The 12,960-nt window shown below is 44.9% G+C and carries 9 protein-coding genes and 1 riboswitch; of the genes, 5 read left to right on the top strand and 4 right to left on the bottom strand.

Going from position 1 to position 12,960, the window contains the following annotated elements:
* Positions 1-302 precede the first annotated feature (302 nt).
* Both MHZ95_RS06970 and MHZ95_RS06965 read right to left on the bottom strand, forming a co-directional pair.
* On the bottom strand, positions 303-872 hold the full coding sequence (locus MHZ95_RS06970; protein WP_239389972.1) for a TetR/AcrR family transcriptional regulator: 570 nt from the start codon (positions 870-872) through the stop codon (positions 303-305).
* Between the two features lie 246 nt (positions 873-1,118).
* Positions 1,119-1,748, bottom strand: a complete 630-nt coding sequence (locus MHZ95_RS06965; RefSeq protein WP_239389883.1) for a LysE family translocator — start codon at positions 1,746-1,748, stop codon at positions 1,119-1,121.
* Between the two features lie 155 nt (positions 1,749-1,903).
* Positions 1,904-2,005: riboswitch (TPP riboswitch) on the top strand.
* A 78-nt stretch (positions 2,006-2,083) separates the two neighbouring features.
* Here MHZ95_RS06965 and MHZ95_RS06960 point away from each other — a divergent pair.
* Both MHZ95_RS06960 and uvrA read left to right on the top strand, forming a co-directional pair.
* Positions 2,084-3,391 (top strand): acetylornithine deacetylase, encoded by a 1,308-nt coding sequence (locus tag MHZ95_RS06960; protein WP_239389882.1) that lies wholly within the window; start codon positions 2,084-2,086, stop codon positions 3,389-3,391.
* A 383-nt stretch (positions 3,392-3,774) separates the two neighbouring features.
* The gene (gene uvrA / locus MHZ95_RS06955; RefSeq protein ID WP_239389881.1) at positions 3,775-6,246 is read left to right on the top strand and encodes an excinuclease ABC subunit UvrA; all 2,472 of its coding nucleotides are present in this window, start codon (positions 3,775-3,777) and stop codon (positions 6,244-6,246) included.
* Between the two features lie 94 nt (positions 6,247-6,340).
* Here uvrA and MHZ95_RS06950 read toward each other — a convergent pair whose 3' ends face one another.
* Both MHZ95_RS06950 and MHZ95_RS06945 read right to left on the bottom strand, forming a co-directional pair.
* Entirely contained in the window at positions 6,341-8,074 is a 1,734-nt protein-coding gene (locus MHZ95_RS06950) for an ABC transporter ATP-binding protein (RefSeq protein WP_239389880.1), read from the bottom strand.
* A gap of 189 nt (positions 8,075-8,263) precedes the next feature.
* Positions 8,264-9,439 (bottom strand): aminotransferase class I/II-fold pyridoxal phosphate-dependent enzyme, encoded by a 1,176-nt coding sequence (locus MHZ95_RS06945; RefSeq protein ID WP_239389879.1) that lies wholly within the window; start codon positions 9,437-9,439, stop codon positions 8,264-8,266.
* A gap of 435 nt (positions 9,440-9,874) precedes the next feature.
* Between MHZ95_RS06945 and MHZ95_RS06940 the strand changes: the two genes are divergently transcribed.
* From MHZ95_RS06940 to MHZ95_RS06930, 3 genes are all read left to right on the top strand, one after another.
* On the top strand, positions 9,875-10,822 hold the full coding sequence (locus MHZ95_RS06940) for an agmatinase family protein (protein WP_239389878.1): 948 nt from the start codon (positions 9,875-9,877) through the stop codon (positions 10,820-10,822).
* Between the two features lie 88 nt (positions 10,823-10,910).
* Positions 10,911-11,555, top strand: coding sequence for a helix-turn-helix transcriptional regulator (locus tag MHZ95_RS06935; protein WP_255726631.1), 645 nt, complete (start codon positions 10,911-10,913; stop codon positions 11,553-11,555).
* 134 nt (positions 11,556-11,689) lie between these two features.
* Positions 11,690-12,958 (top strand): Nramp family divalent metal transporter, encoded by a 1,269-nt coding sequence (locus MHZ95_RS06930; protein ID WP_239389876.1) that lies wholly within the window; start codon positions 11,690-11,692, stop codon positions 12,956-12,958.
* The last annotated feature ends 2 nt before the right edge of the window (positions 12,959-12,960 follow it).

Below are 12,960 nucleotides of genomic sequence, written 5' to 3'. Positions count from 1 at the left end.
CGTCCAGATTTTTTCGAGCTCGCTCGCATCTAGCTCCGGGCGCCAGGAGCTCGGGTCATAAGTCAAAGTTGCTCTGTGGCAAAAAACGCCACGCCGCATCTTCGCCTTATGCCTGTCGCACCTAAGCAGGCGCCCTTCGCTTTCGGGAGAAAAGCTCCTCCAAAAAATCTGTGACATCCGCCGGAGGCTTTATCTTCGTTCAGCGGGCGTTTGGACACCCGCTGAACAGGAAAACAAAACCGCATTCATCTCACCACCTATAGAGGTGGGAGCCTTCTGCTGAATGAAGATAAAAAAAAGCCTCAAACTAAGAGACTTTTAAAAATGGTTCCACTTAATAACGTAGCAATCCGCTCTTCGCCAAGCTCTTCATCGTGATTTTTGCTCCAATCCGCGACAAGGGCAAGGTAAGATTTGAATAGCAAGTAGGCGACCAATTCGGTATCGCAAGGCTTCAACTCGCCTTTCGCAACCGCCTTTTCAATTTTTTCTTTAATATAGGTAACAATTTCTTGCTCGATCGCCTGTAAAACTTCGCTTACGGCAGGGGTACGCAATTCTTTTTCTTCATCAATCAATTTGGCATATAATTGGTGGGTCTTACGAAACTTGAGCATGCGCATCAATCTGGCATGTGCATTTTGCTCAAACGACGCGCCTTCCATAGAAACGGCATCCGCCTCTTCTCGCATTTCATCGATCATTTTAAGCACGACGGCATTGAACAATTCCTCTTTATTCGAAAAAAACGTATAGATGGTCCCTTTGCCGACATTTGCAATTTTGGCAACCTGATCCATCGTCGTCGCCTTGTAGCCGAACAGTGAAAATGACTTGGCTGCCGCTGCCATGATCTCCTGTCTACGGTCCATTTCTCCACCTCGCTTCAAAAGGAGTCCTCCTTATGACCAAAATACATTCCCGGTCACTTGGTCACTATAATACATCCAACGCTAAAATGATGCAAGTGTTTGCTTTAGAAGAGACTAATCAGCGCTCGAGGTGCCAATATCAGCGTTTCCCTATCACATATCAGTGAAACAGGACTTTGGATTCAATAAAAAACGAATTATGCTGGCGACTGCCCCTACACAATCAAGCTTGTCCTTAGTATTCGCTTATCGGCTTTGGAAGACTACCCGTAAACCGATGACGATATAGACCAAACCGACAAATTTATTGCCCCACCGGCCAAACCCGGATGACCCCCGCTTCATCCATCGCGTGATTGTTCCCGTACCAATCGACAAAGTCGATGTATAGAGGATACTCATTACAACAAAAATGACTCCGAGCGTTAAAAATTGGGCAAGGGTCGATCCTTTTTCCGGATGAACGAATTGCGGGAATAAAGCTAAAAAGAAGAGTGCAGATTTGGGATTCAAAGCCTCTACCAAAACCCCATGTCCATAAGCGCGTGCTGCAGAAACATGTGATACATCCGGCATCTTTGAGGTTGCCGTTTTCGCGAAAATCGCACGAATCCCCATATATAATAAATAAGCTGCTCCCACAAATTTCACGACATTAAACGCAACCGCAGAAGTCATAAGTATTGCCGAGAATCCGACAGCGGCAAGCAATACATGTAGAAAATCGCCCGTGGCAATGCCAAGCCCCGTCATAATTCCCGTTTTATGACCTCCCTGCGCTGCTCGTGTGATTGTTAAAAATACAGCAGGCCCCGGTATCAAAAACAAACCGATAACCACAACAATAAATGCACCTAAAGTAGACAAGTCAAGCACGTTACTTCCCCTTTCAACTAATTCATTTACCTAATCATAATTATCTTTCACCTTTGCATCAACCCCCAAAACGGCGATAACTATCCGCATCATCCCGCTGATTGACTTAATTTTCAAACCATGCGATGGTAAAGATAGATTCATTTCAATTATCATCGATACCCTAGGGGTGCTGCCCAGCTGAGAGAGAACCATGTTCTCAACCCTAATCACCTGACCTAGATCATGCTAGCGTAGGGAAGTGGTACAACTTGTTCACGCATTTTTCGTTGTGTGTAACCACTTTCCATTCTGTGAAAGTGGTTTTTTCATTTCAAATAAGGGGAGGATTATTTATGCGCTCAATTGAGCAAGTCATTGCACAAGTGGAAGAACGACAAGATGAGCTCGTCCATCTTGCAAAGACGCTGATTCAGTTTGAAACGCCAAGCCCGCCAGCGCGGAACACGAAAGAAGCACAGGAGTTTATTGCTAACTTTTTAAGAACACTGGACTTTGCAATCGACCAGTGGGATGTGTATCCTAATGATCCGAACGTTGTAGGTTTACTAAAAGGGACAGATGCCAAACTACATAATAGCCTTATCATTAACGGGCATGTCGATGTAGCTGAAATTGACGTACAGGAGCAATGGGCTACAAGCCCCTTTCAACCGACGATTCAGGACGGACATTTGATCGGACGAGGTGCGGCAGATATGAAAGGCGGATTAGCCGCTTCCCTGTTTGCCATTCAATTATTGAAAGAGGCCAACCTCGAACTTGCAGGCGATTTGATTTTCCAATCTGTAATTGGTGAAGAAGTAGGCGAAGCCGGAACACTAGCGTGTACGCAAAGGGGCTATACTGCCGATTTCGCGGTCGTTGTCGATACATCCGATCTTCATATCCAAGGGCAAGGCGGCGTCATCACCGGATGGGTGACGATCAAAAGCCCAACAACACATCATGACGCTACGCGAAGAAGTATGATTCACGCAGGTGGTGGTCTTCACGGTGCAAGCGCCATAGAAAAGATGATGAAAATGATTGCTGGATTACAAGACTTGGAACGACATTGGGCTGTTATGAAAAGTTACCCCGGATTCCCAGCCGGCTCCTCAACCATTAACCCTGCCGTCATTGAAGGTGGCAGACATCCAGCTTTTATCGCGGATGAATGTCGATTGTGGATTACCGTTCATTTTTATCCCGATGAAACACATGAACAAGTAGCAGAAGAAGTCGAAATGCATTTACGTAAAGTCGCCGAAAGCGATAGTTGGCTACGCGATAATCCACCGATATTTGAATGGGGTGGGACGTCGATGATTGAGGACAAGGGTGAGATCTTCCCTTCATTAGAAATAGACCCGGAAGCGCCCGGCGTCCAATTATTGTCACGTTGTCACGAATCCCAATTGAACATCCCAGCCATTGTCGATTACTCCCCTACCGTTACCGATGGTGGATGGCTTGGAGATGCAGGAATTCAAACCGTCATTTACGGTCCAGGAGACTTACAAAACGCGCATGCAGTAAATGAAAAAGTCCGCATTGAACAGCTCGTGGATTTCACGAAAGTGATGATTCGGTTCATTTATGAATGGTGTAACACCCCGAAAAATGGGTTAAGTGATACCCCTACCCTTCAAAATCTGTGACATCCGCCGGAGGCTTGGGCCAACAGGATGTTGGTCACTCAGGCGTTGCCAATCAAACAGCGAAGGGTTTGATTTGCCGTATTTCTGCGTTTTATTTGCGGAAATTAAGGCACTTTCATTCAGGACGCGGCGAACTTAGCCTGAGTTCCTCTAATCAGCAAATGTTTTTGTACTGAAAGCGAAGCGTCAGCTACAGGGAGTTTGGACTCCCTCTGATTGAAATGCCTTCTGGCATCCATCCCGCCACTTATGGAAGTGGGGGACTTCTGCTGAATCAAGTTAAATACCAATGATGATTTTATACGGTTTAATTCCCGGGTAACTTTATCATTTGCCTCATGTATGATAATAGAGAGATCCACTGAATTGGAGGGAACTTTATCTTGAAAAACAGCATTCGAATCAATGGCGCACGCGAACATAATTTGAAAAACATTTCACTTGATATTCCAAAACATCAATTTGTCGTGCTGACAGGTCCGTCAGGCTCCGGCAAATCCACTCTTGCGATGGATATTTTGCAACGGGAGTGTCAAAGGCAATATATGGAGTCCAGCGGTTTGACAACGGACGCCATTAGCAAACCGAATGTCGATTCGATTATCGGGCTTTCCCCTTCCATCAGTATCGGGCAGCATGTCACGAACCGCAATCCGCGTTCGACGGTCGGCACAGTCACCGATATGTACACGTATTTGCGATTGATCTACGAAAAAATCGGTGAACGCCCTTGTGAAAACTGTGGGACAATCATACCACCGACAAATGAAGTCATTACCAACGAGGAGGAGCCGTTTAGCTTCGACCAATTCATCGATTGTCCCCATTGTGACCATCGGCAACTGAAATTGACACGATCCCATTTTTCATTCAACACACCGGATGGGGCTTGCGGGACTTGTGACGGCATGGGAACAGTCGCCAATATCGATCTCGAAGCCGTCTTCAATGAGGAACTGAGCATCATGGACGGCGCCATCACATTTTGGTTCGAAACGTACAATACGTATCAAAGCAATATTTTGCAAGCCGCTGCCAAACATTACGGCTTTGATTTTGATATTCACGCCCCACTGAAAGACTACACACAAGTTCAACGCGACTTGCTTTATTATGGCGCTGAAGATGAACGATTCGCTTCCCATTTCCCAGATATCAAGCCGCCGAAAAGCGTTACGAAAGGGAAATTCGAAGGGGTCATCACCGGAATGTGGAGAAGGTACAAAGAGAAAGAAGGGAATTCCGGGGAAGCAGAATTTTTCTACGAGCAAACATGCCCGGAATGCGAAGGGCGACGCTTGAAAAGAGAAAGCTTGCTCGTCAATGTTTCCGGAACTTCCATTGCCGATGTTTCCCAATACTCCCTCGAAAACATGATGAAATGGCTTCGGCAAGTCGATCAGAAACTGACCGCAGAAAACCGTCAAATGGTCGAGACATTTCTGCATGATTTAACGATCAAATTGCAACGCATCATAGATGTAGGGCTCGGCTACCTTTCCCTCGACCGACAAGCCGTCACATTATCCGGCGGTGAATCACAGAGATTGCGGTTGGCATCAATTCTTGGCTCGGGACTGACGGGCGTGCTCTACATCTTGGACGAACCGACGACAGGCTTGCATCCGAAAGATACACAAGGCTTAGTGAAAGTGATGAAACAGCTCCGTGACTTGGACAATACGGTGCTCGTCATCGAACATGATGTCGCCGTTATGGAGGAGGCCGACCACATCATCGATATGGGACCAGGCGCAGGCCGTTTAGGCGGAAGAATTGTCGGAGAAGGTCTTCTGCACGCATTAAAAGAGCAACCTGATTCTGTGACAGGTGCTTATATCAAAAATGACACAGTCGTTCCAAACAACAGGCGGAAAGGGACAGGTCAACAATTGACCATCCATAATGCCCATAAACATAATTTGAAAAACATCGATGTTTCATTCCCACTCGGTTGCCTTATTTCCGTCACCGGTGTATCAGGATCAGGCAAATCGACACTGCTATTTGATGTCCTTTCCGCCAATGAAACAACAAAGAATCACTACAATGGCTGCGATGACATTACCGGCTTTGAAGCGATCACAAAAATGATCACAGTCGGCCAATCTCCAATGGGTCGCATGAAACGTTCCAATATCGGAACCTATACAGAAGTCTTTACCCTGCTTCGCAACTTATTTGCAGCATTGCCGGAAGCGAAGGCAAAAAAATTGACTCCAAAACATTTCTCCTTCAATACAGCGGGAGGGCGATGCGAAAATTGTGAAGGACTTGGATATGTGCTAGTAAATATGCACTTTCTTCCTGACTTGGAAGTTACATGTCCGGTATGTCACGGAAAACGTTTCAAAGATGAAGTACTAGCCGTCACGTACAAAGGGTACACGATCTCAAGCATCCTCGATTTGAGCATCGAAGAAAGTTTACCTTTATTTAAAGAGAATAAGAAAATCACCAAAATCGTCCAGTTATTGAATGATGTCGGACTCGGCTACTTGCAATGGGGCCAATCTGTCACAACGCTATCAGGCGGTGAAGGGCAACGGCTGAAACTGGCCCGCGAATTGAGCAAGCCGGCATCAGGCCACACCCTTTACATTTTGGACGAGCCGTCCACAGGCCTCCATCCGAATGATGTAAAGAAGCTATTAGTCCTGTTGAACAAACTCGTCGATGCCGGCAACACCGTTATCATTGTCGAGCATAATAGCGACATCATCCAAGCTTCCGATTGGGTAATCGACATCGGACCGGCAGGCGGTGAAGCAGGCGGTAGGGTTGTTGCCGAAGGGACGCCAGAGGAAATTGCAGCGAATGAAAATTCATTTACAGGGGCTTATTTGAAGGTTTGACCCTATTTAAAAAGAGTGCCAAATATCGATGATTCGGCACTTTTTTTATGTGTTCAATTGGTTTTATTGTTACCCTGAGGGGTACTATATTTCATTACGCCAATTGCTGCTCCGCAAATTCCCGGTACAATGCATGGGATTGCGTCAATTCTTGATGGGTTCCCATACCCGTCACTTGCCCATCTTCAATGAAGATAATTTTATCCGCATCGACAATTGTGGATAGCCTGTGGGCGATAACAAATGTTGTGCGTCCCTCCATTAATCGCGTGAGTGCTTCTTGGACGACACCTTCCGATTGGCTGTCGAGGCTTGCGGTCGCTTCGTCCATCATCAATATTTTCGGATCTCGCAAAAAGGCACGGGCAATGGCGATCCGTTGTCTTTGACCGCCTGACAGTTTCACACCACGTTCCCCTACTTCAGTATCCAATCCGTTCGGGAAAGTTTTGATGAATTCATCGGCATAGGCCATTCCCGCGACTTCCCATAACCGTTCGTCTGTAATGTCTTCCATCTCTTTCAAGCCGTAGCATAAGTTTTCACGGATTGTGCCGGCCATCATGGCGCTTTCTTGTGAGACATAACCGATCTGACTGCGCCAGGACGCCATCGATAACGCTTTGACTGGCGTATCGTCGATTCGGATCTCCCCTGCCGTCGGTTCATAAAAGCGTTCCAACAATCCGAACATTGTCGTCTTGCCGCCGCCACTCGGACCGGCAAAAGCGACCATTTCACCAGGTTGTGCTTCAAAGGAGATGCCTTTCAGCACCGGTTCGTCCGCTTCATAAGCGAAAGATACATTGGCAACGTGAACCGGTTTGTTGGCGATATCCATTTCCAGTCCATCCTGCCCTTCTTCCAACGGCAATTCCAAAATATCGATGATGCGCTCTGTGGCTCCTTTCGCTTTTTGCAGTTGCGTAAAGAACATGGCAAAAGAGGTGATTGGAAAAATGATCTGGAATAAATAGAGCAAAAATGCAACAAGTGCACCTGTTGTCATCGTTCCATTCGCCACACGCATCCCGCCATAGCCGATGATCATGACAATGACTACCATGACAACTAAATACATAAGTGGCGCGATCAGCGCCGTAATACGGGCTTCCTTCAATCCAAATCCAAGCAATTTCCCAATACCGGCTAATCCTTTCGCCTCTTCATTCTGTTCGGCATTGGATGCTTTCATTAAGCGGATTTCACCGAGCGTCTGTTGGATATGGCCCGTAAACACCGCTGTTTCATCTTGCAACCCCCGCGAAATCTTCGCCATTTTCGTGCCGAGCGGAATCATGATAGCGACTGTAATCGGCACAGAAATTAACATAATAAGCGTCATTTTCCAGTCCATGATAAGTAAAATCGTCACCGCACCGATAATCGAAATGATGCCTGTGATAAATTGTGGTAAATGTTGTGAAATCAACTCCCGCACGATTCCCGTATCATTGACAACACGACTGACCGTTTCACCGCTCGTTTCCTTATCAAAATGGCTGACAGGCAAGCGGATCAGTTTTGTCCACATCCGATCGCGCAACCGAGCCACCACTTTTTGTCCCACATAACTGAGCGAGTAAATGGAAATCCCGTTAATGATTGCTTGAACGATAAAGGCCGCCCCAATCCCAATCATCAGCGGAATGCTTAAAGAAGCAACTTCAAAACCGTCTACTAAATTTTTCGTCAGCAACGGAACAACTAGCCCGGCTAGCGTAGTGAGAACACTTGCCGTTAAACCAACAATGAGTGCCAGCTTGGGGATTTTTGTAGATAAAATAAGTGTGAAAAACGGCTTTAAACCGCCTTGTTTCTTTTCCAATATACAGAACTCCAATCAATCTTTTTTTGATAAACACATCTTACTAAACAAATGTAAACCCAATATAAATTGAACGACTTATTTTAAATGCATCCAAGCGAAAATGATTGGCGAGCTATTGCGGGCTAAAAAAAAGTTAGGTTGGACACATACACACATGTCCTTCCTAACCTTATACAGGCCATTCATTTAATCTTTCATAAAAACTTCTAGTTTGCTTAGTTGTTCAACAGCTTTTTGCAAGTCTTCCACACTTTGGATGAGCGCCAATCGAACATACCCTTTTCCTTCTGTCCCGAAGATACTTCCGGGCACCATGACAACACCGCATTGATCGATTGCTTTAAAGACGAATTCCTTATCTTCCATATCAAATGGATATTTCGCCCATACAAACATGCCGCCAGTCGAAGGTGCTGCTTCCCAGCCAATTTCCTTCAAGCCGTTCATCAATACATGATGACGCACCGAAAACTCCTGACGTAAACGGTCCGTAATTTCTTCTGCATGATCAAGCGCTGTTACGGCCGCTTCCTGAATCGGTCCAAATGTCCCGAAATCTAAGTTCGATTTCAACTCTTTAAAAATACGGATCACCTCTGCATTGCCGACAATATAGGCAATACGGGCGCCTGCAAGGCTGAAACTTTTAGACAATGAATTGATTTCCACTCCGACTTCCATTGCGCCTGGCGTCGACAGGAAACTGATCGGCGAATCGCCTGCAAAGTAATATTCCGAGTAAGCCGCGTCATGGAGAACAAGAATATTATGCTTCCTTGCAAACGCCACGACCTTGTTAAAGAATTGTGCATCCGGAACGGCTGGAACTGGATTTCCCGGTAAATTTAAAATAAGGATCTTCGCCTGTTGTGCAACGTCTTCTGGAATGGCATCCAGATCAGGTAAAAAGCCGTTTTCCGCTCGCAACGGCATTTCGTATGGAACCGCCCCTGCCAACTTAATACCTGCTTCGTACGCTACATAAGCGGGATTTGTCGTCAAAACGATATCCCCTTCATTGCAAAAAGCGAGTGGCAGATGGACCAAACCTTCTTGGGATCCCATCGTTTGAATGATTTCCGTTTCTGGATTGAGCGTTATACCCGAACGGCGTTTATAGTAATTGGCAACGGCTTCATGGAACCGTTTTGTACCGCCAAGCGTGTAGCCATATGTAGTTGCTTGAGCGCTTTGTTCTGCTAATACTTGTCTCACTTTTTCATCCGGTGGCAGATCGGGACTTCCAAGGCTTAAGTCAACCGTTTCTGCACCCGTCGCTCTTTTCGCTTCGGCTGCCGCTTTCAAGTCTGCGAAAATAGCAGGTTCAAAAATGGACATTTTTAACGAAGGTTCAAACTTCATTGATGAGCACTCCTTAATTGTTTAGAAATTATTTTTATGAGTAAGTTTATCATAAACTACAGGGCGATTGATCAATAACACCTCAAATAATCGCATTCCCCATTTATTTCCTCCTTCTAAACACCCAGACATAAATTTTCCGTATAAGGAAAATGGCCGAGAAAACATCTCCCCGAACTTGTAAAATTATTAAAGACACTCTTAAGGTCGGCAGTAACTTTTAATTTTTTTAAAACTTCTTCTCACCCTACAAACAATAGATAAAACAAGCTCCAAAGGCTATTTCAGGCAATTTTAAGACGTAAACCCAATGCGTCCATCATAATTAATCTTTAAAAATCACAAAAATCAATTTGACTTTTTTTAAAAAAGCGAGTACGATTCAGTTATGGATTGACAAAATACTAGTACTATTGCGAAAGGGTTTGAACATATATGACTACTACTTTATACGGAAACACGCCTTGCTTCCTCGGTGCAAAAAATATCTCCAAAGAACAGTCTTTCGAAGGTATTGATGCGGTTGTTTACGGAATTCCTTGGGAAGGTGCAGTCACATGGGGCGACTATACAGGCTGTGAACTCGGACCAAAAGTAATGCGTCTCACATCTGGCCGATACAGCGGCTATTTACCTGAACTTGACCATATTGACGTATTTGAACATATGAAACTGGGAGATATCGGTGATATCGATGTTGTACCTGCAGATGTCGACGAAACAATGACACGCATTACTAATTTCACTCGTAAACTTTGGGATAGCGGAAAATTCCTTGTCGGCTTGGGCGGAGATCACGGGGTAACTTTCCCGATCGTGAAAGCGCTTGCCGAATCAGGCAAAAAAGTAGGGATCATTCACCTCGATGCGCATTATGATAACTTGCCATCCCATAACGGTGACCAATATGCACGTTGTAGTCCATTCGCTCGACTTTACGAGCAAGAAGGCGTCAGAAATGAAAGCATTATCCACACAGGCATTCACGGACCTCGTAATGAGCCTCAAGCTGGGCGCAATGCAAAAGAGGCCGGCGCTGTAACAGTCACAGTAAACGATATCCGCAACGCCAAGGATTTAAAACAGCTAGCAGTCGAATTGCATGCAATGGCTAGCAAAGACGTGGATTGTGTCTACTTGAGCATTTGCAGTGACGTCCTCGACTTTGCATTTAACCCAGGCGGACCTGTTGACGGAAACGGATTGACTTCTTACGAATTGCTCACACTTGTGCATGAAATTTGTAAACAAGGTGTCATCGGTATGGACTTCGTGGAGGTTTATCCACAACAAGATTCAAACCAAAATTCAGCACACTTTGTTTCAACAGTTGTGCTCTATGCACTTGCTGGTGTTATTGCAAACAAAGCTGAGCAAAAATAATGTTTGCCGGCACTATCGTTATCCCCTACAATAACAGGAAGAATTAAAATAATCTTCCAAATGATTTTTAAAGAAACAGGTGATAACGTTGGAAACTACACATGATGAAAATCTCAAAATTCTAGATCGCTATAAGCCGATTGCCGATATGATCTATGCCACATTCGGCAGCAACTGCGAAGTCGTCGTGCATGATTTGCACGACGTCCAAGCGTCTCTCATCTATATAAAAGGGACTTTGACGGGAAGAGAACTCGGGGCACCGACAACTGAAGTTATCTTAAAAGAGTTGCGGCAACATGGCGATCAAGTAAAAGATAAACTCGGCTACACAACGCGGACAAAGGAAGGCAAACTCGTTAAAACGTCCATTTCCTTTATCCGAAATGATCGTTCGGAAGTGATTGGCTTTTTGGGGATTAACTTTGATATCACGGCCTTTTCATTGGTCAATCAAATTATTAAAGATTTTTCCTCCACGACGGATTTCAATCACGCCGACCATCATTCAAACGAATCCTACGCAAAAAATATTGATGAAGTCTTTGATTATTTAATCAACACGGCACTTATCGAGATAGGCGTTCCACTTCAGGAAATGTCGAGAGAGGATAAAATCCGATTTGTTCAGAACCTAGAAGAAAAGGGTACTTTCCTCATTCAAGGTTCCACCGAACGGATTGCAAAAGTGCTCAGTGTTTCAAAGCAAACCGTATATAATTACTTGGAGTAAATGAGCATCCACAATCCAATGCCTGAGAACTATACCTGTAACAACAAGACTTGTTACAGGTATCTTTCCCTCCAGGATGACTGAATTTTACAAACTACGGCAAAGGGAATGTGGAGAGAAATGGGGGAAAAGAAATGACACGTATTGATGATATAAATGTAAACGCAAACATGTCTAAAGAAAAAAAATCTTTCATCGATAGACTTAAAATAATAGGCCCAGGGGCAATCATTACTGCATCCTTTATCGGACCTGGTACGGTCACGACCGCAACACGTGCAGGGGCTTCATTCGGATTTGCACTTTTATGGGCAGTTTTGTTCTCGATTATCGCAACGATCGTCTTGCAAGAAATGACCGCGCGACTGGGGATCATCACTCGGAAAGGCCTCGGTGATGCAGTTCGGGAACAATTCACGAATCCGATCTTAAAATACGGTTCGATGTGGCTTGTCATGATTGCCATTAGTGTCGGTTGTGCAGCTTATATGGCAGGGGACCTACTCGGCACTTCACTCGGAATTACGACACTAACTGGAATTCCTTCAAATATTCTTGGTCCAATCGTCGGGGTTATTATTCTATTTCTTGGTTTGAGCGGTAGTTACAAATTGATTGAACGCGTTATGATTACCCTTATCGTCGTGATGAGTTTTACATTCATTACCACTATGATTATCGCAAAACCGGATTTAGGTGAATTATTCAAAGGGGCATTCATTCCATCTATGCCTTCCGGTTCCATCATTATGGTTATCGCGCTTATCGGAACAACGGTCGTTCCTTACAACTTCTTCATGCATTCCACGATGGTGCAAGAACGTTGGAATAAGCCGTCCGATTTAAAAGAAGCACGTTGGGATACGATCATCTCTATCAGTATTGGCGGTTTTATTACAGCAGCGATTTTGATCACGGCAGGTGCGATGATCCAAGGTATGGAAGTATCAAGTGCTGCTGATTTGTCTGTTCAACTTCAGCCAATATTAGGCGATTGGGCGAAAGTGTTCATGAGTCTTGGCTTATTTGCGGCTGGTTTCTCTTCTGCGCTCGCGTCTCCGCTTGGAGCAGCGATTACGGTAAGTAGCGTTTTGAAATGGGAAAACGGTATGAAGGACAAGCGATTTAAAACTGTATTCATTACGATCATGGCCATCGGAATCATTTCTTCCGGTCTTGGATTCAATCCACTGGATGTATTGCTTTTCGCACAAGCTTTGAACGGTATTTTATTGCCAGTCATCGCGATCTTGTTATTGATTTTCATGAATAACAAAAAACGTCTTGGCCAATATACAAACTCTTTGAAAGCCAATATCCTTGGTGGTGTCGTCGCCTTAATTTGTACAGGCCTTGGTCTTTACAGTTTAATCGATGCGATCAAAGCATTTATGGGCGCTTAACA

Source organism: Sporosarcina sp. ACRSM (genome assembly GCF_022346545.1).
In the GTDB taxonomy this organism is placed as follows: Bacteria; Bacillota; Bacilli; order Bacillales_A; family Planococcaceae; genus Sporosarcina.
This window is presented reverse-complemented; position numbering and strand designations above follow the sequence as displayed.